This window comes from Oceaniglobus trochenteri (genome assembly GCF_020529025.1).
GTDB lineage: Bacteria > Pseudomonadota > Alphaproteobacteria > Rhodobacterales > Rhodobacteraceae > Oceaniglobus > Oceaniglobus trochenteri.
Genome location: NZ_JACNMM010000002.1, coordinates 709,746 through 735,210, shown reverse-complemented (window position 1 = coordinate 735,210; position 25,465 = coordinate 709,746). Strand labels below are relative to the sequence as shown.

General features: G+C 65.4%; 26 protein-coding genes. 19 read left to right on the top strand and 7 right to left on the bottom strand.

Annotation, left to right across the window (positions count from 1 at the left end; translation table 11 throughout):
• Positions 1-25 precede the first annotated feature (25 nt).
• From H7828_RS03855 to H7828_RS03835, 5 genes are all read left to right on the top strand, one after another.
• On the top strand, positions 26-1,123 hold the full coding sequence (locus H7828_RS03855) for an FAD-binding protein (RefSeq protein ID WP_226779756.1): 1,098 nt from the start codon (positions 26-28) through the stop codon (positions 1,121-1,123).
• Positions 1,124-1,129: 6 nt separating this feature from the next.
• Positions 1,130-2,515, top strand: coding sequence for a glycolate oxidase subunit GlcF (gene glcF / locus H7828_RS03850; protein WP_226779666.1), 1,386 nt, complete (start codon positions 1,130-1,132; stop codon positions 2,513-2,515).
• A gap of 62 nt (positions 2,516-2,577) precedes the next feature.
• The gene (locus H7828_RS03845; protein ID WP_226779665.1) at positions 2,578-3,381 is read left to right on the top strand and encodes a trypsin-like serine peptidase; all 804 of its coding nucleotides are present in this window, start codon (positions 2,578-2,580) and stop codon (positions 3,379-3,381) included.
• The gene (locus H7828_RS03840) at positions 3,378-4,223 is read left to right on the top strand and encodes a trypsin-like serine peptidase (RefSeq protein ID WP_226779664.1); all 846 of its coding nucleotides are present in this window, start codon (positions 3,378-3,380) and stop codon (positions 4,221-4,223) included. The genes H7828_RS03845 and H7828_RS03840 overlap by 4 nt, the downstream gene beginning before the upstream one ends.
• A 126-nt stretch (positions 4,224-4,349) precedes the next feature.
• A complete protein-coding gene (locus H7828_RS03835; RefSeq protein ID WP_226779663.1) occupies positions 4,350-4,814 on the top strand; it encodes an Hsp20 family protein in 465 nt (154 codons plus the stop codon).
• 83 nt (positions 4,815-4,897) lie between these two features.
• On the opposite strand, the gene H7828_RS03830 is transcribed toward H7828_RS03835, so the two are convergent.
• Positions 4,898-6,787, bottom strand: coding sequence for a vWA domain-containing protein (locus tag H7828_RS03830; RefSeq protein WP_226779662.1), 1,890 nt, complete (start codon positions 6,785-6,787; stop codon positions 4,898-4,900).
• Complete coding sequence (locus tag H7828_RS03825) at positions 6,784-7,323, bottom strand: RNA polymerase sigma factor (RefSeq protein ID WP_226779661.1); 540 nt, start codon at positions 7,321-7,323, stop codon at positions 6,784-6,786. The genes H7828_RS03830 and H7828_RS03825 overlap by 4 nt, the downstream gene beginning before the upstream one ends.
• A gap of 121 nt (positions 7,324-7,444) precedes the next feature.
• On the opposite strand from H7828_RS03825, the gene H7828_RS03820 reads away from it, so the two are divergent.
• Positions 7,445-7,813, top strand: a complete 369-nt coding sequence (locus H7828_RS03820; protein ID WP_226779660.1) for a cupin domain-containing protein — start codon at positions 7,445-7,447, stop codon at positions 7,811-7,813.
• A 70-nt stretch (positions 7,814-7,883) separates the two neighbouring features.
• Entirely contained in the window at positions 7,884-8,120 is a 237-nt protein-coding gene (locus tag H7828_RS03815; RefSeq protein WP_226779755.1) for an Lrp/AsnC ligand binding domain-containing protein, read from the top strand.
• A 6-nt stretch (positions 8,121-8,126) separates the two neighbouring features.
• Here H7828_RS03815 and H7828_RS03810 read toward each other — a convergent pair whose 3' ends face one another.
• Positions 8,127-8,783, bottom strand: a complete 657-nt coding sequence (locus H7828_RS03810; protein ID WP_226779659.1) for a MarC family protein — start codon at positions 8,781-8,783, stop codon at positions 8,127-8,129.
• A gap of 428 nt (positions 8,784-9,211) precedes the next feature.
• On the opposite strand from H7828_RS03810, the gene H7828_RS03805 reads away from it, so the two are divergent.
• Positions 9,212-10,339, top strand: a complete 1,128-nt coding sequence (locus H7828_RS03805; RefSeq protein WP_226779658.1) for a Hint domain-containing protein — start codon at positions 9,212-9,214, stop codon at positions 10,337-10,339.
• 67 nt (positions 10,340-10,406) lie between these two features.
• Here H7828_RS03805 and H7828_RS03800 read toward each other — a convergent pair whose 3' ends face one another.
• Positions 10,407-11,882 carry an NAD-dependent succinate-semialdehyde dehydrogenase gene (locus H7828_RS03800; RefSeq protein WP_226779657.1) on the bottom strand — a complete coding sequence of 492 codons (1,476 nt, stop codon included), beginning with the start codon at positions 11,880-11,882 and terminating at the stop codon, positions 10,407-10,409.
• 104 nt (positions 11,883-11,986) lie between these two features.
• Between H7828_RS03800 and H7828_RS03795 the strand changes: the two genes are divergently transcribed.
• Positions 11,987-12,781, top strand: coding sequence for an alpha/beta hydrolase (locus H7828_RS03795; RefSeq protein WP_226779656.1), 795 nt, complete (start codon positions 11,987-11,989; stop codon positions 12,779-12,781).
• A gap of 131 nt (positions 12,782-12,912) precedes the next feature.
• On the opposite strand, the gene H7828_RS03790 is transcribed toward H7828_RS03795, so the two are convergent.
• Entirely contained in the window at positions 12,913-13,467 is a 555-nt protein-coding gene (locus tag H7828_RS03790) for a hypothetical protein (protein ID WP_226779655.1), read from the bottom strand.
• A 266-nt stretch (positions 13,468-13,733) separates the two neighbouring features.
• Between H7828_RS03790 and H7828_RS03785 the strand changes: the two genes are divergently transcribed.
• From H7828_RS03785 to H7828_RS03740, 10 genes are all read left to right on the top strand, one after another.
• Entirely contained in the window at positions 13,734-14,267 is a 534-nt protein-coding gene (locus H7828_RS03785; protein WP_226779653.1) for an HD domain-containing protein, read from the top strand.
• A 97-nt stretch (positions 14,268-14,364) separates the two neighbouring features.
• Entirely contained in the window at positions 14,365-15,441 is a 1,077-nt protein-coding gene (locus tag H7828_RS03780) for a coiled-coil domain-containing protein (protein ID WP_226779651.1), read from the top strand.
• A gap of 3 nt (positions 15,442-15,444) precedes the next feature.
• Entirely contained in the window at positions 15,445-16,584 is a 1,140-nt protein-coding gene (locus H7828_RS03775; protein ID WP_226779650.1) for a hypothetical protein, read from the top strand.
• A 45-nt stretch (positions 16,585-16,629) separates the two neighbouring features.
• Positions 16,630-18,564: an AAA family ATPase gene (locus H7828_RS03770; RefSeq protein ID WP_226779649.1), complete on the top strand. Its 1,935-nt coding sequence runs from the start codon at positions 16,630-16,632 to the stop codon at positions 18,562-18,564.
• Positions 18,561-18,884: a hypothetical protein gene (locus H7828_RS03765; protein WP_226779647.1), complete on the top strand. Its 324-nt coding sequence runs from the start codon at positions 18,561-18,563 to the stop codon at positions 18,882-18,884. The genes H7828_RS03770 and H7828_RS03765 overlap by 4 nt, the downstream gene beginning before the upstream one ends.
• Positions 18,884-19,210, top strand: coding sequence for a hypothetical protein (locus H7828_RS03760; RefSeq protein WP_226779646.1), 327 nt, complete (start codon positions 18,884-18,886; stop codon positions 19,208-19,210). The genes H7828_RS03765 and H7828_RS03760 overlap by 1 nt, the downstream gene beginning before the upstream one ends.
• Positions 19,204-19,545, top strand: a complete 342-nt coding sequence (locus H7828_RS03755; RefSeq protein WP_226779644.1) for a hypothetical protein — start codon at positions 19,204-19,206, stop codon at positions 19,543-19,545. Before H7828_RS03760 ends, H7828_RS03755 begins: the two co-directional genes overlap by 7 nt.
• Positions 19,542-20,909, top strand: coding sequence for a DUF6638 family protein (locus H7828_RS03750; RefSeq protein WP_226779643.1), 1,368 nt, complete (start codon positions 19,542-19,544; stop codon positions 20,907-20,909). The genes H7828_RS03755 and H7828_RS03750 overlap by 4 nt, the downstream gene beginning before the upstream one ends.
• A 3-nt stretch (positions 20,910-20,912) precedes the next feature.
• Positions 20,913-21,182 (top strand): hypothetical protein, encoded by a 270-nt coding sequence (locus H7828_RS03745; RefSeq protein WP_226779642.1) that lies wholly within the window; start codon positions 20,913-20,915, stop codon positions 21,180-21,182.
• A 12-nt stretch (positions 21,183-21,194) separates the two neighbouring features.
• Entirely contained in the window at positions 21,195-21,842 is a 648-nt protein-coding gene (locus tag H7828_RS03740; RefSeq protein ID WP_226779754.1) for a DUF1523 family protein, read from the top strand.
• Between the two features lie 84 nt (positions 21,843-21,926).
• Here the strand turns inward: H7828_RS03740 and H7828_RS03735 are convergent, their stop codons facing one another.
• Entirely contained in the window at positions 21,927-22,958 is a 1,032-nt protein-coding gene (locus H7828_RS03735) for a fatty acid desaturase (RefSeq protein WP_226779641.1), read from the bottom strand.
• 112 nt (positions 22,959-23,070) lie between these two features.
• Positions 23,071-25,419 (bottom strand): aldehyde dehydrogenase family protein, encoded by a 2,349-nt coding sequence (locus H7828_RS03730; RefSeq protein WP_226779640.1) that lies wholly within the window; start codon positions 25,417-25,419, stop codon positions 23,071-23,073.
• Positions 25,420-25,465 lie beyond the last annotated feature (46 nt).

Below are 25,465 nucleotides of genomic sequence, written 5' to 3'. Positions count from 1 at the left end.
AAAGAAGAAACAGGGGGCCGGGATGCTGTTGCCGAAGGATGAGGCGGAACTGTCGGCGATGGTGCGCGAGGCCGAGGGGCCCTTGTGGATCGAGGGTGGCGGCACGCGGGGCGCCGTCGCGGGCGAGGGGGTGCGGCTGGGCACCTCGGGGATGAGCGGGATCACGCTTTACGAACCCGGTGCCCTGACCCTTGTGGCCAAGGCGGGCACTCCGCTGGCCGAGGTCGAGGCCGCGCTTGAGGCCGAAAACCAGCGCCTGCCGTTCGAACCGATGGATCATCGGGGTCTGCTGGGCACCGATGGCGTGCCGACCATCGGCGGTGTCGTGGCGGCGAACGTGTCGGGGCCGCGGCGGATTCAGGCCGGGGCCTGCCGGGATTCCCTGATCGGGGTGCGTTTCGTAGACGGGCGCGGCGATGTGATCAAGAACGGCGGGCGGGTGATGAAGAACGTCACCGGTTACGACCTGGTCAAGCTGATGGCGGGGTCGCAGGGCACCCTGGGGGTGCTGAGCGAGGTCAGCTTCAAGGTGCTGCCCAGAACGGCGGTGCAGGCCACCCTGATGCTGGACGGGCTGGACGTGGCGGGCGCTGTCGCGGCGATGTCGGCCGCGCTCGGCTCGCCCTTCGAGGTGTCGGGCGCGGCCTATCGGGACGGGCGGGCCTTGATCCGGATCGAGGGGTTTGCCAATTCGGTCGACTATCGCGTGGGGCGGCTGCGCGATCTTCTGGCGCCCTTCGGCGCGGTCGAGGTGGAGCACGATTGTCAGGATCTGTGGCGCGACATCGCCAATGCGGCCCGGTTTGCCGGAACCGACGACGAGGTGTGGCGCATTTCGGTGAAACCCTCGGATGCGCCCGAGGTTGCCGCGCGGCTGGGCGATGCGCGGCTGCTGCTGGACTGGGGCGGTGGGCTGATCTGGGCGGGTGTGGCGGCGGGCAGTGATCCGCGCCGCGCCCTGGGCGGTGTCCGGGGCCATGCCACCCTGGTGCGGGGCGCGCCGGAGAGCCACGCCCGCCTTGGCACCTTCCACCCCGAACCTGCGCCCCTGGCCGCCATTGCGGCGGGCCTGCGCGCGCAATTCGACCCGCGCGGCATATTGAACCCCGGACGGATGGGATAGCGACAGATGCAGACGACCTTCACCCCCGAGCAGCTGAAAAACCCCGCCGTCGCGCGCAGTAACGAGATCCTGCGCGCCTGCGTTCACTGCGGGTTCTGCACCGCCACCTGTCCGACCTACCAGGTGCTGGGCGATGAACTGGACAGCCCCCGTGGCCGGATCTACCTGATCAAGGACATGCTGGAGAACGACCGGCCCGCCGATGCCAAGACCGTCAAGCACATCGACCGCTGCCTGTCGTGCCTGGCCTGCATGACGACCTGCCCTTCGGGTGTGCATTACATGCACCTGGTGGATCACGCCCGCGCCCATATCGAGAAGACCTATCGCCGCCCGTTGGGCGAACGTTTCCTGCGCGGCCTTCTGGCCAGGGTGCTGCCCCACCCGATGCTGTTTCGCCTGGCCCTTTTGGGGGCGAAGATCGGGCGGCCCTTTGCCTTTCTGGTGCCGGATGCAAGGTTGCGCGCCATGATCGAGATGGCGCCGAAAAAGGTGCCCCCCGTGTCGCGCAATGACGATCCGCAGGTGTTTGCGGCGCAGGGCGCGCGGAAGATGCGGGTGGCGCTTTTGACCGGCTGTGCGCAGAAGGCGCTGAACACCGACATCAACGATGCCACCATCCGCCTGCTGACCCGGCTGGGCGCCGAGGTGGTGGTGGCCGAGGGCATGGGCTGCTGCGGCGCGCTGGTGCACCACATGGGCCGCGAGGGCGAAAGCCACGCGGCAGCGGCGAAGAACATCCGCGCCTGGATGGCCGAGGATGGCCGCGATGCGCTGGATGCCATCATCATCAACACAAGCGGTTGTGGCACCACGGTAAAAGACTATGGCCACATGTTCCGCAACGATCCGCTGGCCGAACAGGCGGCGAAGGTTTCTGACCTGGCCATGGATGTCTCGGAGGTGCTGGTGAAGCTGATGCCGGGCGGGGCCGGGGAAAGCCCGAACATGGCGCGCGAGAAGGTGGCCGGGACCGACGCGCGGGGTGTGCCGGGGCCGGTGGGCCAGGCGGGGCTGCGCGTGGCCTATCACGCGGCCTGTTCGCTGCAGCATGGACAGCAGATCAAGAGCCACCCGAAGGATCTGTTGAAACAGGCCGGTTACGAGGTGGTGGAGCCGAAGGACAGCCACCTGTGCTGCGGGTCGGCGGGCACCTATAACCTGATGCAGCCCGAGATCAGCAAGGAATTGAAAAGGCGCAAGGTTTCGACCCTCATGGCGAAGGAACCCCAGGTGATCGCGGCGGGCAACATCGGCTGCATGATGCAGATCGGCAGCGCGGCGGGTGTGCCGGTGGTGCATACCGTCGAACTGCTGGACTGGGCCACGGGCGGGCCGCGCCCCGCCGCGCTTGACCCCGACAAAACCCCGCAAGTGCCGCGCCTTCGCTAGGGTTCTGCCGCAACTCTGCCCCATCCGGTGGCTAGACCTTGGGCAGGACAGGGAGACTGCGGATGCGATTGATCAGAGCGATTCTTGCCGGTGCCATGGCGCTGCTGGCCAGCGTGGCGGCCCAGGCCGAGGAAAGCGGCTTGCGCACCCTGCTGACAGCGGATGACGCGCGCGGCTGGGATGCCGTGGGGCGGCTGAACCTGGGCAGCAAATCGTTCTGCACAGGCGCGCTGATCGGGGAAGACATCGTTCTGACCGCCGCACACTGTCTTTTCGACAAGCGCACGGGCAAGCGCTATGGCGATGACAGCATCGAATTCCTGGCCGGTTGGCGCGATGGCCGCGCCCAGGCCTATCGCGGCGTGCGGCGCAGCGTGGTTCACCCGGAATACGACATCAACGACAAGGCCATGGGGCGCATCGCCCGCGATCTGGCGCTGATCCAGCTGGACCGCCCGATCCGCAACAGCCGGATCGCCCCCTTTGCCACCCACGCGCGCCCGCAAAAGGGCGACCGGGTCGGCGTTGTGTCTTACGCCCATGACCGCGCCGAACGGCCCAGCCTGCAGGAAACCTGCCATGTGCTGGCCCGCCAGGCGGGGGCGCTTGTCCTGTCCTGCGAGGTTGACTTCGGATCGTCCGGTGCGCCGATCTTCGTTCTGGACGGCGACCGCCCGCAGATCGTTTCGGTGGTGTCGGCCATGGCCGACATGGAGGATCAGAAGGTTTCCATCGGCACCTCGCTGGAAACGCCGCTGGCCGAACTGATGACGGTTCTGCACGAAAGCGACGGGGTGTTCGGCCGTGGATCGGCACGGCTCAGCCGGCTTGGTGCAGGCAACACGGCCAAATTCCTGAAACCATGAGGGCGCTGGCCTGCCGCGGCCTCCTTGCGCTGGTCCTGGGTCTGCTCGCCCATGGGCCGGCGCCGGTTCTTGCCGGTGACAGCGGGCTGAAACGCCTGACCCTGCGCTCGGAAGGGCTGGGCTGGGAGGCGGTAGGCCGTGTCGACCTGGGGGGCCGCGGCTTCTGTTCCGGGGTTCTGATCGCGCCCGACCTTGTGCTGACGGCGGGCCATTGCCTGTTCGACCGGGCGCAGGGCACGGCCCGCGATCTCGGCGCCCTGCGGTTTCGCGCCGGGCTGCGCGACGGATTGGCCGTGGCCGAACGGGGCGTGAAACGTGCTGTCGTGCATCCCCTATATGCCGAGGCGACGACCGGGCGCGCGGGCCAGATCCGGTATGACCTGGCGCTGCTGGAGCTGGAGACGCCGATTCCGGCCGCCACCGCCGCGCCCTTCTTGGTGGAGCGCCTTCCGGCACGAGGGCAGGAGGTTTCGGTGGTGTCCTACGCCGAGGGCCGGGCGTCGGCGCTTTCCCTGCAACGGCGTTGCGGGGTTCTGGACAGCCGCGATCGGCTGACGATGCTGAGTTGCGACGTGACCTTCGGCGCATCGGGCGCGCCGGTCTTCGATCTTTCGGGGCGGCGGGCGCGGATCGTTTCGATCATTTCGTCGGGGGGTGAATATCGCGGGCGGCAGGTGGCCTATGGCATGGATATTCCCCCCGCCCTGGCCGAGCTGAAATCGGCCCTGACCACCGGGCGCGGCGTGATCCTGGCGCGCGATGCCGTGGCGCGGCGGGTGATGCCCAGGGCCGATCACCGCGCCCAGGGCGCCCGTTTCCTGAAGGCGCGGCGGCGCGATTGAGGGGTCTTGAACCGCCCCGAGCCTCTTCCTACCTAAGCGATACCGGGTGCCGGATGCGGGCCCGGACAACCGGCCCGTCCCCCGTGGGAGGGCCAGACAACGTTATCGCTTTTGGAAGGATGACCCATGCGAACCTCTGATCTTGCACCGCTTTACCGTGCCACCGTCGGTTTCGATCAGGTGGCTGACCTGATGGACCGCGTTCTGACCGACAATGTCGGCGCGCAGACCTATCCGCCCTACAACATCGAAAAGACCGCCGAGGATGGCTGGCGCATCTCGATTGCCGCCGCCGGGTTCTCGGATGCCGACCTGAGCGTGGAGGTGCGTGAAAACGCGCTGATCGTCTCGGCCCGCAAGTCCAGCGATGAAGGCGAGCGGACCTATCTGCATCGCGGTATTGCCACCCGCGCCTTCGAGCGCCGCTTCCACCTTGCCGACCACGTGCGCGTGACCACCGCGTCGCATGTCGACGGGATGCTGCATATCGACCTTGTGCGCGAGGTGCCCGAGGCTCTGAAACCCCGCCGCATCGAGATTGCCAAGGGCGAGACCGTCGAGACCAAGGCGGTGGAACACGCCGACGCCTGACGTCTGTCGGACCGTTTGCAAGAATGGGGAAGGCGCGCCGTTGGCGCGCCTTTTTGAGTATTTAGGGCAAGAAAGAGGGGGGGTCAGTTCTTCAGGCTTTGGGCCAGGCGCATCAGGCTGACGGCTTCGCGCCGATAGCCGAAGGCGTCTTCGCCCGTTGCGCTGTTGGCCAGGGCGATGGCATCGTCCAGGGTCCAGTCGCCCAGATAGTCGGACCCGCGCAGAAGTTGCCCGAAACCGGCGATCGCGGCGGCAAAGCGCGCGTCGGTGTCGGCGTCGGTTACCGTGGCCGGGATCGGCAGTTCCGTCAGGCTGCTTTCGCTGGCGCCCGGGGCCTTGGCGCGCAGGCGCAGGAAGGCCAGTTCGCCGCCCGCTGCGCCGTCGCCCGCCTCGCCGCCATAGCGCAGCGGATCGTTCAGGGTGGCCGGAGAGCCGAGGGGCGTCACCTCGTAAAGCGCGGTCACCTGGTGGCCGGCGCCGATTTCACCGGCATCCACCTTGTCGTTGTTGAAATCCTCGCGCCGGAGGGCGCGGGTTTCATAGCCGATCAGGCGGTATTCGGCCACCTCTGCCGGGTTGAATTCGACCTGCACCTTCACGTCGTCGGCAATGGGGAAAAGCACGCCGGTCAACTGATCCACCAGCACCTTCTGCGCCTCGGAGAGGGTGTCGATATAGGCGGCCTGTCCGTTGCCCGTCTGGGCCAAGGCCTGCATTGTCGCATCGTCGAGATTGCCGCGCCCGAACCCCAGGACGGAAAGATAGGTGCCGCTGTCGCGCTTGTCGGCGATGTAGGTTTCCAGCGCCTCGGGGTCGGAGAGGCCGACGTTGAAATCGCCGTCAGTGGCCAGGATCACGCGGCTTACCTCGTCCTCGCCGGCCATTTCATCGGCGGTGGCATAGGCCAGTTGCAGGCCCTCTTGCCCGGCTGTCGCGCCGCCCGCCGCCAAACGTTCCAGCGCGGCAAGGATGGTGCTGCGTTCGCCCGCCGGTGTCGGATCGAGCACGCGGCCCGACGACCCGGCATAGGTGACGATGGCCACCTCGTCGGTCGGGCGCAACTGGCCCAGCATCAGGCGGAACGACTGGATCAGCAGCGGCAGCTTGTTCTGATCGCTCATCGAACCCGAGGTGTCGATCAGGAACACGAGGTTCAGGGGCGGGCGGTCGGCCAGGGGCGGCAGCGCACCCTGAAGCCCGATGCGCAGAAGCCGGGTGTCGGCGTTCCAGGGGGTTTCCATCAGGCTGACCGTGGGGCGGAAGGGGGCGCCGCCTTCGGGCGCGGGGTAGGCATAGGGGAAATAGTTGATCATCTCTTCCACCCGCACCGCTTCGGGCGGGGGCAGGGCGCCGGCCATGATGGATTGGCGCACCAGGGCATAGCTGGCCGTGTCGACATCGACCGAGAAGGTCGAGACCGGCTGTTCGGCCACCGGTTTCACCGGGTTCGGATCGGCGTTGGCATAGGCCTCGGTGCTGCCGGGTTCGATCACCGGCATCGGCGCTTCCTCGGCCAGCGCGCCGACATAGGCATCGGCGGCGGGGGCGGCGCGCTTTGCGGCCATGGGCGGGGCCGGAGCGGGGGCGTCCACCATCACATCGTCCACCGGTTGCGGTTCGGGGGCCCGGTCGGCGGCGGTGTCTTCGGTGCGGCTGCGCAGGTCATCCACAGGACCGGGGCGCAGCATCTCGCGGGTTGCGGGCAGGGAAACGAAGACGACGGCGGCGACAAGGGCGGTCGTCGCGGTCAGGGCGGCGGGGCGGGTGAGGGTTGTGAACATCTGCGTGATACCTTTCCAGAAGGCCGCCCACCTTTCGGGGCGGTCATGGTTAGGACGCAGGGGCGATGCCGTTTCTTGGCGGGCCGCGAAGTTTTTTTGCGCCTCGGCCAGGGTCCGGGCGCGGCGTGCGGCATCGGGCGCGGGTGTGGCGCGCTGCATGGCGGATTTCAGATCGTCCAGCGGATCGGTCATGTGGCGCCCTCCTCTCGGGCCTCTTCGCGCAGGCGTTTGCGCACTTCGGACAGCCGCCAGCTGACGGTGCCTGGCGATATGCCCAGAACCTCGGCGGCCTCGGCGTGGGTCAGGTCATCGTCCATGGTCAGCGCCAGGGTGTCGCGCAGATCGGCGGGAAGCCGGGCCATGGCGCCCTGCAGCCAATCCTGGCGGTCGGCCTCTTTGTCGATCGCCGCCTGGCGGGCCAGTTCCCAGTCGCCCCAGCCCCGGGCGGCCCTGGTGTGGCTTGCCGCGCGGCGGCGGCGGTCGTGGGCGGCATTCACCGCCACCCGGTAAAGCCAGGTGGTGAAGCGCGACTGCCCGGCAAAGTGCGCCATGCGGGCGGGCAGGGACAGGCAGATGTCCTGGGTCAGATCCTCGGCCTCGGCCTGGGTGCCGGTCAGGCGGAAGCACAGGGCGAACAGGGTGTCATAGCGCCGCTCGAGCAGGGCCGAGAAGGCGGCAGCGTCCCCCGTCGCGGCCGCGCGGGCCAGATCCTCGTCTGTCGTGTTCATGCGCATCACAGTTGTTGGACGCGCGCCGCCGGTCAATCCTTGGCGTGTTGCGAAATTCTTTTGCATCCCAGGCCCGGCTTTTGGCGTTGGGCAAGGTGGACCCAGCGCAAAGGCAGGCAAGATGACCCGTGAACCGACCATCCTGAACCGCGCCGATTGGGCGCGCGACGACAGCCTGTGGAAGGGCAGGTTCGAAGGCATCGACATCGGCACCGGCGTGACCGTCCTGTTCTATGCCACCGAGACGATCGGCGCCGGGCCGAAATGGCATGTGCACCCCTATGGCGAGGTGTTCATCCTGCGCAGCGGCCGCGCGTTGTTCACCGTCGGCGAGCGGAAGATCGAAGCCGTGGCAGGGCAGGTCATTCTGGGGCCTGCGGGAGTGCCGCACAAATTTGAAAACCTGGGGCCCGGGTTGCTGGAAAGCACCGATATTCACCTGAGCGAGCGATGGATACAGACCGATCTGGACGACCCCGAGCTGGCATGACGGTGCTTGTTCCCGCCCGCGGGGGGGAATAGGCTGTTGCCACCGGCAGCGAAGGAGTTTGGCCATGGCCATGGAATGCGTGTTCGTCCAGATCAGATGTGTCCCCGGTGAGACCTACAAGGTCGCCGATGAGATCGTGCTGCGCGAACTCCACTCCGAGCTTTACTCTACCAGCGGCGAATTCGATCTGCTGCTGAAGATGTACATTCCCGGCGATCAGGACATCGGGCTGTTCATCAACGACAACCTGCGCACCATCAAGGGCATCGAACGCACCTTGACGACGCTGACCTTCAAGGCCTTCTGAGCGGCGTCATTCGACCTGAACCGGCAGGGCGGCGGGTTCGGCGATATCCAGTATATTCAGTGTGTCGAACCCCCCGAGGATCGAATCCACCGCGATCGTGGCAAGGACGATGCCCATGACCCGGCTGATCACGCTTGCGCCGGTGCGCCCGATGATCCGGTGAATCAGGGTCGCGGCCAGCAGCAGGCACAACGTCAGCACCATCACCAGGATCAGCAGCACGCCGGTTGCCGTCTGTTCGGAAATGGATTGCTGGTGGTTGTCGGTCAGAACGACCACCGCAAGCATCGCCCCCGGCGACGCGATCGAGGGCATGGCCAGCGGAAAGACCGCCCCGGCGAGGTGGTCACGCTCGGCCTCTTCGATCTCGATGTCGGGCTTGGAACTGCCGAAGATCATGGTCAGCGCGAACAGGAAAAGTATGATGCCACCGGCAATCTGGAACGATCCCAGCCGAAGGCCCAGCGTTTCCAGCACGAACTGCCCGCCGATCAGGAAGGCAAGAAGCACCACCGTCGCAATCGCCACGGCGCGGACCGCGAACCTGCGGTGCAGGGCAGGGGGTACATGGGCCACGGCGAAAAGGAACACGGGAACCGAGCCGATGGGGTCGATCACCACCAGAAGGGTCACGAATTCGCGCAGATGTTCCGACCAGATCACACGGGCCCTCCCCTGGATATAAGAACGACAACGGCCCGCCCATGGGGCCCGCCCTGCCAGCTAGCGATTGCTTCGGTCCGGCCCCGATCAGGAGGACGCGTACCGCTCATTCCAACGATTTCAACGCTTGTAAAGCACCTTCGGGGTGGCGAATTGCATTGTTCTGCACGGCCGCGGCGACACGGCACTGATTCGCCCTTCGGCTTTTCGCGCGGTTCTCAACCGCTCAGATCGTGGCAGAATGGACGCCTGGCGCGGCAGCGCCGCATCGATCGAACGGGCGGAACTGCGGCCTCACGCGATTGTTTTCCGTTTGGAATCAGCGCACTTCATTGAAAACACTGAAAATACAACCCAGAGTAGCATTTGTTTCATTTTCTCGATTATCATAACCTGTGGGGGTTTCGTTAACGAGAGTGATCGGTTCAATGGGTAACATTTCTGGTATCGAAGGCTTCATCCTGCGCGGGTTCTACCCGAATTCCCTTGCGGGAACCCAACAGAACGTGAGCGAGGATTTCACCGAAACCGTCGGTGAAGAGCTGGATGCAACAGGCAGCCGCGTCGATTTCAACTTCGTCGATGGCAACAACGATGGCCAGTTGTGGGACAGTGACGACGAAACCGGCCCCGACCCGACGAATTTCACCGGCGGTGACCGGCTGAACTACCCCGACAGCGAATTCAACGGCCAGGACGATGTGTTCGTCGTGGACATGGTGAAAACCACCGTCACGATCACCTATTCGGATGGCACGACCTATGTGGCGACCGACGGTTTCCGCATGTACAAGATGCTGAGCGGAGATGTCATCCTGAACCCGCTGGACAGCGTGGTGAACGACCCCGCAATCCGGCCGTTCAGCGATTGGAGCAAGCTGACCATCACCTCGGTCGGCAACAACAGCGGCAACGCGAACCTGCGCAGCGTCGACATGTCCACCCAGGACGACGATCTGCCCGTCTGCTTCGGCCCCGATGTGTTGATCGACACCGATGCCGGGCCCGTCGCGGCCCGCGATCTGGCGGTGGGCGATCGTGTCTGGACTGTCGATCATGGCTTTCAGGAGATTCGCTGGATCGGCAGCACGCTGATTTCGTCGGGTGCGATGCGGACATCGGACAAGCACAAGCTGGTGAAGATCGCAAAGGGCGCGCTGGGGAACGATCTGCCCCGTCGTGACATGATCGTGACCCGCCAGCACCGCATCCTTGTGGCCTCGCGGGCGGTGCGGCGATCCTTCAGGCTGAACGAGGTTCTTGTTCCCGCGGTTCAACTGCTGAAGATTCCCGGGGTCACCCTGATCGCCGCCGAAAACGACATGCGGGTGGTTCATTTCTGTTTCGACCGTCACGAGGTGGTTCTGGCCGAGGGCGTGAAGACCGAAAGCCTGTTCCTTGGCCCCAATGCCATCGCTCTCATGTCGCCCGACATGCTGGCGGAACTCTCGGCGCTCTTTCCCCTTTTGCTGGAACGCGGCTTCGATATTCCGCCCGCCCGCACCATGGCCGAAAGCGACCGCGGCAACCTGAAGCGATTGGTCGCCGCGCTATAGGCCAGGCATTGTCCGGGCAGGGCACCACCCGCGCGCCGTCAGGCCGGCATCGCGGGTGGATCGCCGGTCAGACCGACAGGCAGACGTATTTCATCTCGAGATAATCCTCGATGCCGTGATGGCTGCCTTCGCGGCCCAGCCCCGATTGCTTGACCCCGCCAAAGGGCGCCACCTCGGTGCTGATGATGCCGGTGTTCACGCCGACGATGCCGTACTCCAGCGCTTCCGCCACCTTGTAGACGTTCGACAGGTCATTGGCATAGAAATAGGCGGCCAGGCCGAAGATGGTGTCGTTCGCCATCTCGATCACCTCGTCCACGCTTTCAAAGCGGAACAGCGGGGCGAGGGGGCCGAAGGTCTCCTCGGTGGCCACCGCCATGTCCTGGGTCACGCCGGTCAGGATGGTGGGCTGGAAGAACGTTCCGCCCAGATCATGCGGCTTGCCGCCGGTCTGAACCTTCGCCCCCTTGCTGGTGGCATCCTTGATATGGGCCTGCACCTTCTCGACGGCATCGGCGTCGATCAGCGGGCCAAGGTCGGCGCCCTTCAGCCCGTCGCCGACATCCTTCGCGGCCAGCGCCTTGCCCAGCTTTTCGGCGAAGGCATCATAGACGCCCGCCTGCACATAGATCCGGTTGGCGCAGACGCAGGTCTGGCCGTTGTTGCGGAACTTGCACAGCATCGCACCCTCGACGGCGGCATCCAGATCGGCGTCGTCGAAAACGATGAAGGGCGCGTTGCCGCCCAGCTCCATCGAACATTTCATAACCTGGTCGGCAGCCTGGGACAGCAGGATGCGCCCCACCTCGGTGCTGCCCGTGAAGGTCAGCTTGCGCACGGTGGGGTTCTCGCAGAACTCCTTGCCGATTTCAGAGGACGACGACGAGGGAATGATCGACAGCACGCCCTTGGGCAGCCCCGCGCGATCGGCCAGTACCCCCAGCGCCAGCGCCGACAGTGGGGTCAGCGACGGCGGGCGCACCACCATGGAACAGCCGGCCGCCAGCGCGGGGCCCACCTTGCGGGTGATCATCGCATTGGGAAAGTTCCAGGGTGTGATCGCGGCGCAGACCCCGATGGGCTGTTTCATCACCATGATTCGCTTGTCGGGCTGGTGGCCGGGGATCGTCTCGCCATAGACCCGCTTGGCCTCCTCGGCGAACCACTCGATGAATGACGCCCCATACATGACCTCGCCCTTCGCTTCTTCCAGGGGTTTGCCCTGTTCGGCGGTCAGGATCGTGGCCAGGTCGTCGGCATTCTCGACCATCAGGTCAAACCACTTGCGCAGGATGTTGGCACGTTCCTTCGCGGTGCGTTTCGCCCAGTCCTTCTGCGCGAGGCGGGCCTTCTCGATGGCCTCGGCGCACATGGCACGGTCAAGATCGGCCACCTGCGCGATGACATCGCCGCGCGCCGGGTTGGTCACCTCGAAGCTGCGCCCCGAGGGGCCATCCACCCATTCGCCGGCGAGGTAAGCCTGGCTGACCAGCAGCGAGGGGTCGGACAGAAGATCGGACAGGTTGGTGGTTGAATCTAGCATGAAAAGCACTCCGTCAGGACGGGAAGGCCGGGATGGGCAAGACAAACCATGTGACCCGGCGGATTGTCCAGCTATAACCGGGGGACCAAGCCGGAGGTTCCCCCATGTCCAACGATATTGCCTATGCCAACCGCGATTTCATCCCGGGCGCCGATGCCTTCCCGCCAAAATGGGCCGCCGCAGCCGAACAGTTTCGCGCCAAGCTGCTGGAAGAAGGGCGCGCAAGGCTGGATCAACCCTACGGATCGCGCCGCCGGCAAGGCTATGACATGTTCCTTCCCGAAGGCGCGGCCAAGGGCGTGGTGATCTTCGTTCATGGCGGGTACTGGCGGCTGTTCGACCGCAAGTCCTGGTCGCATCTGGCGGCGGGTGCACTTCGGCGCGGCTATGTGGTGGCCATGCCCTCCTATACCCTCGCGCCCGAGGTGCGGATCGCCGAGATCACCCGCGAAATCGCCACGGCGGTGCGTGCAGTGGCCGAGGTGACCGAAGGGCCGATCCGCCTGGCCGGGCATTCGGCGGGCGGGCACCTGGTGGCAAGGATGATGTGCCGCGATGTCGATCTTGGCCATGCCGAGGCGCGGGTCGTGAACTGCGTGGCCATCTCGCCGGTGGTGGACCTGCGCCCGCTGATTGACACGGCGATGAATGCCGATCTCCGCCTCGATCAGGCGACGGCCGCCGCGGAAAGCCCCTGCCTGATGCGCGACATTCGCGATGTGCCGGTGGCGGCCTGGGTGGGGGGCGATGAACGCCCCGCCTTCCTCGACCAGGCGCGCTGGCTGGCCGAGGCCTGGCCCACGGCCCGCCTGCACGTGGAAAAGGGGCAACACCATTTCGACGTGATCGAGCCACTGGAACATCCCGACAGCCCGTTGACCGGCGCGGTCCTTGCCTGAGGGCACGCCCCCTCTTTCTTGCCGAAAATACTCATCCGACACCTGCCAGCAGGCGTTTTGGTCGGCAGGGGCGCGCCGCCCGCCCGTCAGGGCGGGCCAGGGGAATGGTGCGCGCGCAGCGCACCTTCGGATCAGCTGCCGAAACCGGCCAGTCCCTTGAAGTCCATGGCTTCGAGATGCGCGATCATCGTGTCGACATCGCCGCCCGAGGCCTGCACCAGGATGCGGCCCGCCACGATGCCGGTCAGCTCTCCGTCCTGGTTCAGGAACTTCTCGCGCCCCACGCGTTCGATCTTGCCCATGGTGGCCATCATCCCGGCGTTGCCGAACACCCCGGCAAACCCGGCGATCATCGGGCTGTCGGCCATGATCTGGATGTTGAAGCTGTCATCGCCGTTGGAATAGCGCGCCACGGCCCCCGTGCCGCCCATCATGCCAAGCGACCGGCCCTCGTCCTCGTCGATTTCGCGGGTCCAGCCGGCCTGGGCTTCGGGCAGGAAGGCGTTCAGCGCCCCGGCCTTCTGCGCCTTGATCAACTGGGTGGCAAAGGCGATTTCCTCAAGCGCATAGGCGATGTCGCCTTCGCTGTAGGCGTCGATGGCGCTTTGCAGGGTGTCGGTGACGTCGTCGGCCAGGGCGGGGCTGGCCAGGGCGAAGGCGGCAGTGGTTGCTAGGATACGAAACATGGAACCTCCGGAAATGTCATTCAGAATGCCGGGCAGGTTATGCCTGCCCCGAGGGAATGCAAGTGGGGGTTTTCCTGACCGCCGGGCAACTTTCGCGCAGCGCGTCATGAAGATGCCGCCCCTGGCCACTTGACATCACCACGCTTCGATCCGATCCTCTAAGGGTGGATCGGCGCTCGCCGGTTCCGACCTTCCCCAACATTGGCGCCGGACATGACACCGGCGCACCCTGCGCAGGCTGTCCGCTCTGGCCAAGGAGTGATGACATGAACGACAGGATCAAACAGGCCGAGGCCCTGGCGCGGCGGCTGCACGAGGGGCAGTTGCGCAAGGGCGCCGCGCGCGAACCCTATATCGTCCACCTCGAAGAAGTGGCGGCGCTTGTCACCGATTGGGGCGGCGACACCGATACCATCGCGGCGGCCTGGCTGCACGACACGGTCGAGGATTGCGCCCCCTTCAACAGGGCCGACCTGACCCGCGAGATGGGCGAACGGATCGCGGCGATCGTGGCGGAGCTGACCGACGACAAGAGCCTGCCCAAACCCGAACGCAAGCAGGCGCAGCTGGAAAACGCCCCGCACAAGTCGCCCGAGGCAGCGCTGGTCAAGCTGGCAGACAAGACATCCAACATCGGCGCGCTTGTCGTCTCGCCGCCCGAAAGCTGGCCGCGCGCACGGCTGATCGCTTATGTCGACTGGGGGGTCGCCGTGGTGAATGCGCTGCCCCAGCCCCTGTCCGAACAGGCCCTGGCCGAATTCCGGCGCCGGGTGACGATGGCGCGGCTTGCCTTCGGTTGAACCGGATGGGGCGCATCTGCGCTTGCCGCTGTGCTTTGCCCCTTCTATCCTTGGCGGAAATACCTATGTGAATATTTGTAACATTACGGAGTGCCCCATGGCCGATTTTGACGCTCAGGTCCGTGAAAGCCAGGCCCAGGTGGCCGAGGCCCAGACCAAGATTTCCGAACTGACCAGCCGGATCGAAACCGCACGTCAGAAAATGGCGGCCGGCACCGATGCGACGGTCGATATCGAAAATGCCACCCTGGACGACGTGCACGCCCATACCGAGATGATGAACGCCAATATCGCCGAGTTGATCATGGGGCTGGACGATGTGACCTCGGGCTTTTCCCGCGATTTTGCCGAGATGCGCGAAAAGACCGGCTGGGAAAGCTTCGTGGGCATCTTTTCACAGGCCAAGTCGGATTCCATGCGCCAGGAGCGGATGCGCACCGCCAGCGTGGATGACAAGTTGCAGGACCTGATTTCGAAGTCCGACATCATCGTCAGGCTTCTGGAAGGGCAGTTGGCGGTTCTGAACGAACAGAAGGTCAAGGTCGAAGGCAACCTGACCGAAACCCTGGACGAACGCGAATTCACCGTGGGCGAGCTTGAGGCGCTGCGCGCCGAGATCCTGGCCATGGACCCCAAGCTGATCGAGTTGGAAAACAGGATCAGCGTCGAACAGGACGCCGCCGCGCGCACCCGGCTTGAAACGGAACTGGCCGATCTGAACAAGGCCTACAACGACATGGTGCAGCAGGAACAGGTGAAGCTGGCCAAAAGCCAGACCCTTGAGCGGTATATCGAGAAGGGCAAGACCTGGGTGGACAGCCTTCAGAACCAGGCGGCGACGCAGATGGTTCTGATCAACAAGCTGCAGACCGACACCAAACAGCGCGTGGTGCTGTACGATGCTCTCACCAAGTCGCTGAAGACTGCCCAGCAGCAGGACGTGGCGCACCGGATCAACGAAATTGGCGTGCAGACGGATCAGGAAGCACAGACCGCCATGGCCCAGATCGGCAGCGCCACCAACGCGCGCATGGCCGACATGCTGGAGGCGCATGAGGATCACATGGTTTTCGCCCGCAAGGTTCTGGAACAGAAGGCCAAGGCGGATGAACGCTTTGCCCGCCGTTTCGCCGGCATCGTCGAGAAGCACGACAAGAACCTGTACGGCGCCTGATCCATGAGCGAAGTGATCACCGGCAAGGATCTGAGCCGCGATCACGTGGGCCTGTCCGAAACCCAGGCCGCGCGGCGTTATTTCAGCAAGTTCGAGACGATCACCGGCCACCTTGCAAGGGTGGCCGCGGAAATGGAGGTGGAGGGCACCTTCAACCGCAACGAAGTTCAAATCCTCACCGATTATCTTGAACGGATCGCCGGCACCTTCCGGGCGCTGGGCATGAAGTACCTCATGACCGGGCGCGACACCGGCACCTTCTTCGGCAGTCTGGAAATGGACACCACCGAGTCGGGCTTTCCGGTCTTCCGCGAGCTTCTGACCATGGGCAGCGATTTTTCCCAGGCCGAACGGCATCTGGAAACCATGCCCGACCGCCACACCCTGACCGAACGGATGGTGGCGCAGATCGTCGGCGACAGGGTAATCCCCACGCGGCTGCAATTCGCACTGTCCCAGCGGCTCTATTACCAGGCGCTGACCGAACAGCGGCTGTTCTGGCCGCAGAACGATCCGCGCACGATCTGGCTTGAAGGGCTGAACGACCGGCGCAAGTTTCTGGTGCATTGGGCGGTCTATGACAGCCAGGTGAACCTGCCGGTGATCTACATGATGGAGCTTGAGGACAGCGGCCGCACGTCCCTGCCCAAGGACGCCACGCGCTGGCCCTCGGTTCAGGCACATCTGATGGCGCAATCCATGGCGGGGCTGAAACTTCTGACCATCGCCAAGGGCTTTGACGAGGATTTCGACAACCTGCATCCCAAGCGGCTGCGCCGTGTTCACGTGGGGCCGATGTATTCGGCCGCCTATACGCGCCAGACCGGCCCGATCCGCGATGTTCTGGAACAGGCCCGCGCCCCCGAGGGGCAGGACTGGTGCCTGGCCTGGACCATCGAGGATCTGGAAAGCGAGCGTGTGGACAGCGAGCGCAAGGGGTGGTTTTCAACCGTGGAGCGCGAGGTGTTCGCGCTCGACCCCTTCGCCGGGCGCGGGGCCGATACCGGCGCCACCCGCACCGAACGCGCGGTGATCCTGCCCCAGCGGCCCTATCAGGTGCTGGCCGAGATGAACCCGCCGGGCTTTGCCTCGGTGCGCAAGTTCGTCGTTTCGCCACGAGGGCGGGTGCTGAGCTATCGTTAGACCTTTGGATTTGAGTATTTTTGCAAAGAAGAAGCAGGGGGTTTCGTGAGCATTTCAGGCGACCAGATGGAATTGCGCGAAGCGGATATCCGCAAGCATTACCCCGCCGCGCTGGCGATGCTGGAGGGGTTCGATCATACGCCCCGCGTGGGCGAGGCGCGGGCCGAGGCGCGTGCCGAACGCTCCCCCGGGATCGGCACGCGGCGGCGGTTCCGCTCCACCACGCCGGGGCTGGTGACGCGATCGACCACGCGCCCCGAAGGGGTGCGGATCGTCGAGCGGATCGAGGGGCTGGGCGAGGATGCGCTGCCGTCGCCCTTGCAGGCGACCGTCCTGCAGGGGCTGCGCCGGGCGCTGGCGATCTCCCTCGCGGTGGGCGAACAGTTTTCCGAACGTACCGGGCTGGACGCGCTGAAGCGCGACAACCTGGCCGGCGGGCTGGCTGCGGCGCGCAAGGCCGAATTCTCGGATCTGCTGGCCGCCGAGGCGCTGGTCTGCCTGTCGGTCTTTGCCAATGCGGCCGGTTTCCTTCTGGCCACCCATGCCGGTGAGGCGGCTGTCGAGATCGGCGAGGTCGAGGAGGTGCTGACCGACAACGCCCCCCTCGCGCTGCACGGCGCGCTGTGGGAACTGGACCAGGACATCGCCGCCTTCGCCAGCGACGAGCCGCGCCTGGTGGCCACCGTCCTTGCCTTTGGCGAAGCGCTGATGGGCCGGGTCGAGATGCGGGCCGCCACGGCACCGCGGATCGAGGCGTTCACCGGTGCGTCATGGCATGTCGAGGCCGAGGATCTGACCATCCAGGGCTTTGCCCCGTCGCGGCGCGGCAAGGGCGGCGCGCTGACCATGACCTTCAAGAAACCGAACGAGGTGGTGGGCAACCATATCGCCAAGTACCAGGCGATGAAGCTGGCCAAGATGCTGATGGCCTATGACTTTGACCGCCGCCTGAACCCCTTCGCCGAACTGGGCGGGTTCATCTTCACGTTCATGGGCGACGGTGCGCCGGGGACGGGCAAGACGACGCTGATCCAGATGATGGCGGGGCTGATAGCGGGCTATTGCGAGGTGGCGGGATACCCCTTCCGCTATCAGAACCTGAGCACCGACAACATCGACAGCTATCAGGGCAAGTCGGGCCAGAACGCCAAGGCCTTCATCAACAACGTGATCGACCCCTCGGTGATCGGTTTTGGCACCATCGACGATATCGACCAGCTGGCGGGCAAGCGCGGGGATCGGCAAAGCTCGGCCGGGCAATTGGAGATCACCGCCGTGCTGATGGAGAGTTTCGCCGGCGCGAACACCGTGGTGCGGGGCAACTGCACCTTCGGCATGTTCAGCAACTATCCCGAGAACGTGGACGACGCCCTGCGCCAGCGGGCCGGCGCGCGGTTTCTGGTGGACGGGCCGCAGACCCGCGAGGATTACATCGACATCCTGCACCTGCTGATCGGGCGCAACCACGACATCCCGGTGGGCGAGCATGATCTGTTTGCCGCGCAGGAGATCAGATCGGCCGTGGCGGCAAGTTTCGAAAGCCACGGGCGGCCCAAGGAAGACGGGCTGCTGAAGGTCTGGGAGGCGACCGAGGCGAAGCTGGGCAAGCTCGATACAATCGCCAAGCTGGGCACCTATCTGAAGGGCATCCAGGAGGCCGACCACCGCTTCACCGGCCGCGCGATCAAGAACATCACCGATGCGGTGAAGGTGCGGGCGATGGATTTCGAACTGCCGGACGAGTGGATGGAAAACCCCGAGCTGTTCCTGTTCAAATCCTACGACGAAAAGCTGGCCATGATCCGTGACATGGCCCAGCCGATCACCGTCGACATGGTGGTGCAGGAGATCAACCGCTATGCCGACAGCGAATTCCGCTATGCCGACAAGAGTGACGAGGTGGCGATCGCCAACATGGTGCGCGATTTCGGCCGCAGCGAAGAGGCCAAGCGGCGCTACTTGGAGGGCAAGGGCGCATGACCGTGCTGCTGTTTGGTGCAACGCTGATCGCCGCTTCGGTCGTCGTCAGCCTGGGGGTGGCGGCGTTCTTCACCGATCCGTCGGTCTATGGCGCGCTGGGCCATGGGCGGGCGCTGGCCGCGGGCGTTCTGGCCTGCGCGCTGGCGGCCTTTGCCCTGTTCGCGGTGATGAACCCCGATCCCTTGCCCTGGCCCGAACCGATGGAGGCCTATCTGCGCCGCACCTTCGGAATCGTGGTGTTTTCGGCCTTTGTCTGGTTGCCGATCTTCCTGGGTGTCTTTTCGGCCCTTGCGCAGCGCCGCAACCGGGAACGGGCCTGATGGGCCTGATCCTGCCCGTGGCCGCGATCGTGCTTGCGGCTATGGCCGTACCCCTTGCGCTGGGCCGTCTTCTGCCCGAGGGCGGTCTGTGGCTGATCGTGAATGGCGCGCTGTCGGCCCTGGTGCTGATCCTGGCGGTGGCGGGGTATTTCCTGTGGTCCTACGGGCGGCAGGACACGCGGATCATCGACGCGCTGGGGGTGGCGCCCGGGGGATCGGCGGCCTATTTTCTGGGCCTCGGGCTGTCGGCCGGGCTGATCTGGGCGCCGGTCCTCGTGCTGACGATTTCGACCCTGCCGCGACGCTGGAAGGTAAAACAATGGTAGCCGAACCGATACCGGCCCTCTGGGCCAACACGACATCCCTGCCGATCATGGCGATTGGCGGCCTGGCCGTTCTGGGCTGGGTCATGGCGGGGGCGATGGACCGTGCGCGCGCGCCCCTGGGGCGCATGGCGCTGGCGGCCGTGGTTCTTGTGCTTCTGGGCGCCGTGCTGGGCCTTGCCATCTATCTTCTGAACGGGCTTGAGGTCTGGCCGGCGCTGCGGTCCGATCCCTTGGGCGCGGCGGCCTGGTTCGGCTGGGTGGGTCTGCAACTGGCGGGCCTGGGCATCGCGATCACCTGGGCGCGCACCCTCTTGGCGGGGGAAGAAACGCCATGAAGCGGCTGATCGAAAAGGGGCTGATGTTCGGCGGGCTGATCGAGGTTTCCTCGCCCGCGCTGATCGAACGCTACAACCGCGCCCTCAGGCAGCTGACCGGCAAGCAGACCGCGCTGAGCGATTTTCACATCGACCTGTCGGGATATTCCCCCGAGATCGGCGAGGAACTGGGCGATCACCGCTATCTGAACGCCAACGGCTGCAACCGCCAGTTCATCCTGCTGAGCACCGATCAGAAACATGCGCCGCTTCTGAACATGGCCTTTTCCACCAGCCGTCCGATCCTTGTCGAATTCATCGAGGCCAACGAGAGCGAGCTTTTCGCCCTGACCGCCCGCGATGCGGTGGCCGGCGAACTGGCCAATTCCGTCTTCGAGGTGTCACGCCCCGCGCGGCTGTTCGACATCCGCAAGATTGTGGTCGAGGCCGACACGACGCAATCCCATGTCGCCGATGCCCGCAAGCTGGCCGAGAAGATCGATGAATTCCGCACCCGCGAAGATGGCTGGTGGGACGATGTGCTGATCGCCGAGATGATCGGACTGGCCAAGCACACCGGCGATGTCACCCGCAACCCGGTGACGCTGAAGCGGATGGAGTTTGACCACGGCAATTTCTGGACTTCGCATTTCGGCGGCTCCTACGTGTTTCACAAGGTGGAAAAGCCCTTTGTCGTGACTGCGACACCGCCCGCCTTTACCGTCGACGACGGTGTGAAGGTCATGGTGACGGGCATGGATCAGCCCAACACGATTGCCCGCGCGCTGGAGCAGAACGCCCTTGTCGAACCCATCGTCAAGGCGCGCAACGTGGATGCCGCCGCGATCCTGCGTCAGAAGATGGATTTCATCCTGATCGACGCGGCGGCGACGCTTGATGTCGATCTGGCCGGGGCCACCCGCGCCGACCTGCGCGCCGTGGCGCGCAAGCTGGGCCGCGCGCTGCCTGATGCCTTCCAGGGCCTGGCCGACCTGCTGCGCTGGGTCGAGGGGGGCGGAAGCTGGCCGCGCATCACCAGCGAACACCCCGCCTATTTCTATACCTTCCGCGCCGCCGCCGGGCCCGACCGCGACCTGGTGAACATGCTGCTGGCCGAACTGGCTCCGCTGGACGTGCGCCAGTTGTTCATCTGCCACAAGGAACTGTTCTATCGGCTTTACGGCGCCTGGTCGGATCAGCGCCGCCAGTATGTGGCCGATTTTCTGGAACGGGAATACCAGGTCGACAAGGCCGGAACCCGCGCCGCCCTGTTCGGGGCCGAGCCGGGGATGGACGATGCCGCTCCGGTGGTGCAGGCCCGCAGGCCGCAGCGGCAACGCGGCATGATCGAACGTGTCGGCCCCTGGGGCGCGGTGAGGAGATAGCAGATGGTCTTTGCGATTGCCCGGCTGGGGCTAATGGGGTTCGTGGTGCTCAGCATCGTCTATGTGCTGGTGTCGATCTATTCGCGTTCGGTCCGGCGTGAAAAGCTGGAAAAGCGCTGGGAGGAAGAGGGGATCGGCGGCGACCGCGAGGATTTCGTGCGGGCCGGCCTGGCGGAATACGACGGTTCGGTGCGCCGCAAGCTGATCCTCGGTGTCTATGTCGTGCCCGTCATCGTGGTGGGCACGCTGATCTATGCGATCAATTACTGGTAAGGAGCGATCATGTTGCGTTACATCAAGTGGGCTTTCTGGATCGCGGTGGTCGTGATTGTCGGTGCCTTCCTGCACTACACCATGCCGCAACGCGACATCGTGCGCGTGGTCAACACCGAAGTGCGCCGGGTGGACGTGAACGAGAACAGCCTGTTCTGGGCCCAGACCGACGTGGGCAACGACCCGACGACGGTAAACCGCGACGTGCGCTTCATCGAGACGATCCGCCCCAACGGCAAGCCCATCGTCTATCGCAACGAGGATACCGGCTGGGGCTGGCCGCCCTATTTCAAGCTGGATTCATCGAACCTTCAGGCCGAGGCGAGCGATCTGATCTCGAACCGCGACAACCCGCGCTGGGTGGCGGTGCGCCACTATGGCTGGCGCAACGAATTCCTGTCGATCTTTCCCAACGCCGTTTCGGTCCGCCCGGTCGCAGGGCCGGATGTGCGCCTGATTCCCTGGCTGAACATCTCGATCCTGGTCTTCCTGCTGCTGATCATCCTGCTGATCCGCCGGATGTGGTTGCAGTTCCGCGAGCGCACGATCGACCCCATGGTCGAGGACGCGGGCGAACGCTGGGATAAGGTGGATGCCTATGCCGACGAAAAGCGCGGCAGGGTGGCGCGCTGGCTGGACACCTGGAAGAAGAAGAAATGACCCCGCCGGCCATGGCGCGGGTGGACAGCGCGCAATGAGTATTTTCAGCAAGAAAGAGGGGCGGGCGGTGCCTGCCCCCTTTGTTCAGGAGGTGCGGGCCAGCTGGCGCGCGGCCTTGAACGACAAGAGTCGCCGCCCGTCCTGATCCCAGAGGTGCAGGCGGGCGCAGGCCAGGCTTTCGCGGATCGTCAGCCGTTGCGCGGTTGCCAGTTCGGCATGGTCGCGCAGCACTTCGGTCAGCCGATAGAAGGGGATGCGGGCATAGAGGTGATGCACATGGTGCACGCCGATATTGCCCGAGAACCACCGCAGAACCGCAGGCAGCACATAATGCGACGATCCGTGCAGGGCGGCATCGTGCAACTGCCAGTCCTCGTTCTGGTCCCAGTGGGTTTCCTCGAACTGGTGCTGGACATAGAACAGCCAGACACCCGCGGTGGCCGCCACCAGAAGCGTGGGCAGGAAGATCAGGACGATGGGCTGCCAGCCGCCGAACCAGGCGATCGCGGCCAGGGCCAGGACGATCACCAGGTTGGTGGCCATGGCGCTTGACCAGTACTTGAAGGATTTCATCAGCCCGAGCGGCAGGCGGTTCTGGACCAGAAACAGATAGACCGGCCCCAGCCCGAACAGGACAAGGGGGTGGCGGTAGACGCGGTAGTGCAACCGCCACAGGGGGGACAGCGCGCGGTATTCGGCAACGGTAAGGGTATGCACGTCACCGATGCCGCGCTTGTCCAGGTTGCCGGCCGCCGAGTGGTGGATCGAATGGGTGCGCCGCCAGACATCATAGGGGGTCAGTGTCAGAACGCCCAGCACCCGGCCTGTCCAGTCCGACACATGGCGGTTGCGGAAGAACCCGCCATGGCCGCAATCGTGCTGGATGATGAACAGCCGCACCAGGAACCCGCCATTCAGCAGGGCCAGCGCCACCGTCGCCCAGGGGGCATGGGGCAGAAGCCACCAGGCCAGCGCCCAGATGGCAAGGAAGGGCAGCAGGCTGACGGCCAGCTCGAAGATGCTGCGCCCGTGATGGGGGTCGCGGTATTTCGCGAGGATCTGAATCCAGTTGCGGGCAGGCGTCGCGGTTGCATCGCGCGGGGCGGAGGCGTTCATTCGGGGCTTGGTGCTCTTTTGTTATGTCACTGCTCGGGCACACCCGGTTTCCCGCGCAGCTTGGGCATGGTTCTAGGGGAAAACGGGCGATGCGTATAGTGGCGTGATGCCGCTACCCCTCGCCGTAGGGAATCCAGACGGTTTTGGTTTCGCAGGCGGCGGTCATGAACGCGCGCGATTGCCCCTCGGCGCCGTGCCAGTCGCGGCTGCGGGCGTGGTTCACCCAGGTCCGCTTGAGGTTTGCGGCCGCGGCCTTTTCGATGGTGCCCGAGATATCCTGGCCCGAGAAGGACCAGACCGCATCGACATCCATATGCCCGGCCAGTTGCGCCGCAAGTTCGCCGTGATCGCCGGTGAGGATGTTCACCACCCCCGCAGGCACGTCCGAGGTATCGAGGATCTGGTAGAAATCCGTCGCCGCCAGGGGAAAGGGTTGCGAGGCCACGGTCACCACCCGGTTGCCCATGGCCAGTGCCGGAGCGATCACAGAAACCAGCCCCAGCAGCGGCGCCTCGTCCGGGGCGAACTGCCCGATCACGCCCACCGGTTCGTTCATCGCCAGGGCGACCACCCGCATGGGCACGCCCTTGGCCGCGCCGTCGTTCTTGTCGGCCCAGGCGGCCCAGTGGAACAGCCGGTCGATGGAGGTTTCCACCTCGGTCCCGGCCTGTTTCGCGGTTGCGCCGGTCATGTCCGCCAGGCGCGCGGCAAACTCGTCGGCGCGGGCCGAGAGGTTTTCACCGATGTAATAGAGGATCTGGGCGCGCAGGTGCCCCGCGCTGCGCGACCAGGCCTTGGCCGCCTGCGCCGCCTCGACCGCGTTGCGCAGGTCCTTGCGGTTGGCAAGGCCCACGTGCCCCAGAAGCGTGCCCTTCTTCGACCAGACCGCGCGGGAGTATCCGCCATCCGGGCGGGCCTGCTTGCCGCCGATGTAAAGCTTGGCGGTCCGGTCCAGCCCGCTGACCGTGGCGGATTTGGGGGCGGGAATGGCCGGTGTGGGCTTCAGGGCGGCGGTCTTGCCGCGGGGCCTGGTATAGCCCTGCAACCCTTCCCAGCCGCCGTCGCGCCCGAAACCGCTTTCGCGCACCCCTCCGAACCCGGCCGCCGCGTCCATCATGTTGGTGCCGTTTACCCAGACGATCCCGGCGGCCAGCTTGGGGGCCACATCCAGCGCCAGGTTGATGTTCTCGCTCCACACACTCGCGGCCAGTCCGTAGCGGGTGTTGTTGGCCAGGTCCACCGCCTCGGATGGGGTGCGGAAGGTGCAGGACACCAGGACCGGGCCAAAGATCTCCTCCTGCATCAGCGGGTCGGCCGGTGACAGGCCGGTGATCAGGGTGGGGGGATAGAAACAACCCTCGGGTGCGGGGGTGGCCTGAAACACCTCGCCGCCCGAACCGGCCACCTTGTCGCGGATCTGCGCCAGTTGCACCGGGTCGACAATGGCGCCGAGGTCAATGCACTTGTCCAAGGGGTCGCCCATGCGCAGCCCTGCCATCCGGGTGCGCAGGCGGGCGTGGAAATCGGCGGCGATGTTGTCCTGCACCAGAAGGCGCGATCCGGCACAGCAGACCTGCCCCTGGTTGAACCAGATGGCATCCACCAGCCCTTCGATGGCGCTGTCGATATCGGCGTCGTCGAACACGATGTAAGGCGATTTGCCCCCCAGCTCCAGCGTCAGGGCCTTGCCGCTCCCGGCGGTGCGCTCGCGGATGCGCCGCCCGACATTGGTGGAACCGGTAAAGGCGATCTTGTCGATGCCTTCGTGATCCACGATCATCTCGCCAACCGTGCCATCGCCGGTGACGATGTTCACCACCCCCGGCGGCACCCCGGCCTGCCCGCAGAGTTCGGCGAAGTAGAGCGCGCTCAGCGGCGTGTATTCGGCGGGCTTCAGCACCACCGTGTTGCCCATGGCGATGGCGGGCGCGATCTTCCAGGCCAGCATCAGCAGGGGGAAGTTCCAGGGCACGATCTGTCCGCAGACCCCCAGCGCCGCGCGGTCGGGCAACTCGCTGTCCTGCAGTTGCGCCATACCGGCGTGGTAATAGAAGTGCCGCGCCACCAGCGGCACGTCGATATCGCGGCTTTCGCGGATCGGCTTGCCGTTGTCCAGGCTCTCCAGCACCGCGAACATGCGCGATTGCTTCTGCACCAGCCGCGCCAGGGCATAGAGCACCCGCGCCCGCGCCGGGCCACCTGCCTTTTCCCATCCGGGCTGTGCCTTGCGCGCCGCGGCCACCGCGGCATCCACATCGCCCGCCGAGGCCTGCGTCACCCGCGCCAGAACCGACCCGCGCGCCGGATTGCGCGTCTCGAATCCCTCGCCCGGTGCCGTCATCGCCCCGCCGATGAAATGCCCGAAGGCGCGGTCGTGGCTCTCAAGCCAGGCCTGCGCCTCTGCGTCGCTCTCCGGTGCCGGTCCGTAATCCATGGTCTGATATATCTCGGAAACGCTCATGCTAGGCGCCACGACCGGGATAACTTTTGAAGCTTGCCTGCCTTCT

What these genes read in the sequence shown, in the direction of transcription:
- glcF (WP_226779666.1), top strand. Translation starts at nt 1,130, where the DNA reads ATGCAGACGACCTTCACCCCCGAGCAGCTGAAAAACCCCGCCGTCGCG.
- H7828_RS03845 (WP_226779665.1), top strand. Translation starts at nt 2,578, where the DNA reads ATGCGATTGATCAGAGCGATTCTTGCCGGTGCCATGGCGCTGCTGGCC.
- H7828_RS03840 (WP_226779664.1), top strand. Translation starts at nt 3,378, where the DNA reads ATGAGGGCGCTGGCCTGCCGCGGCCTCCTTGCGCTGGTCCTGGGTCTG.
- H7828_RS03835 (WP_226779663.1), top strand. Translation starts at nt 4,350, where the DNA reads ATGCGAACCTCTGATCTTGCACCGCTTTACCGTGCCACCGTCGGTTTC.
- H7828_RS03830 (WP_226779662.1), bottom strand. Translation starts at nt 6,787, where the DNA reads ATGACCGATCCGCTGGACGATCTGAAATCCGCCATGCAGCGCGCCACA.
- H7828_RS03825 (WP_226779661.1), bottom strand. Translation starts at nt 7,323, where the DNA reads ATGAACACGACAGACGAGGATCTGGCCCGCGCGGCCGCGACGGGGGAC.
- H7828_RS03820 (WP_226779660.1), top strand. Translation starts at nt 7,445, where the DNA reads ATGACCCGTGAACCGACCATCCTGAACCGCGCCGATTGGGCGCGCGAC.
- H7828_RS03815 (WP_226779755.1), top strand. Translation starts at nt 7,884, where the DNA reads ATGGAATGCGTGTTCGTCCAGATCAGATGTGTCCCCGGTGAGACCTAC.
- H7828_RS03805 (WP_226779658.1), top strand. Translation starts at nt 9,212, where the DNA reads ATGGGTAACATTTCTGGTATCGAAGGCTTCATCCTGCGCGGGTTCTAC.
- H7828_RS03800 (WP_226779657.1), bottom strand. Translation starts at nt 11,882, where the DNA reads ATGCTAGATTCAACCACCAACCTGTCCGATCTTCTGTCCGACCCCTCG.
- H7828_RS03795 (WP_226779656.1), top strand. Translation starts at nt 11,987, where the DNA reads ATGTCCAACGATATTGCCTATGCCAACCGCGATTTCATCCCGGGCGCC.
- H7828_RS03790 (WP_226779655.1), bottom strand. Translation starts at nt 13,467, where the DNA reads ATGTTTCGTATCCTAGCAACCACTGCCGCCTTCGCCCTGGCCAGCCCC.
- H7828_RS03785 (WP_226779653.1), top strand. Translation starts at nt 13,734, where the DNA reads ATGAACGACAGGATCAAACAGGCCGAGGCCCTGGCGCGGCGGCTGCAC.
- H7828_RS03780 (WP_226779651.1), top strand. Translation starts at nt 14,365, where the DNA reads ATGGCCGATTTTGACGCTCAGGTCCGTGAAAGCCAGGCCCAGGTGGCC.
- H7828_RS03775 (WP_226779650.1), top strand. Translation starts at nt 15,445, where the DNA reads ATGAGCGAAGTGATCACCGGCAAGGATCTGAGCCGCGATCACGTGGGC.
- H7828_RS03765 (WP_226779647.1), top strand. Translation starts at nt 18,561, where the DNA reads ATGACCGTGCTGCTGTTTGGTGCAACGCTGATCGCCGCTTCGGTCGTC.
- H7828_RS03760 (WP_226779646.1), top strand. Translation starts at nt 18,884, where the DNA reads ATGGGCCTGATCCTGCCCGTGGCCGCGATCGTGCTTGCGGCTATGGCC.
- H7828_RS03755 (WP_226779644.1), top strand. Translation starts at nt 19,204, where the DNA reads ATGGTAGCCGAACCGATACCGGCCCTCTGGGCCAACACGACATCCCTG.
- H7828_RS03750 (WP_226779643.1), top strand. Translation starts at nt 19,542, where the DNA reads ATGAAGCGGCTGATCGAAAAGGGGCTGATGTTCGGCGGGCTGATCGAG.
- H7828_RS03745 (WP_226779642.1), top strand. Translation starts at nt 20,913, where the DNA reads ATGGTCTTTGCGATTGCCCGGCTGGGGCTAATGGGGTTCGTGGTGCTC.
- H7828_RS03735 (WP_226779641.1), bottom strand. Translation starts at nt 22,958, where the DNA reads ATGAACGCCTCCGCCCCGCGCGATGCAACCGCGACGCCTGCCCGCAAC.
- H7828_RS03730 (WP_226779640.1), bottom strand. Translation starts at nt 25,419, where the DNA reads ATGAGCGTTTCCGAGATATATCAGACCATGGATTACGGACCGGCACCG.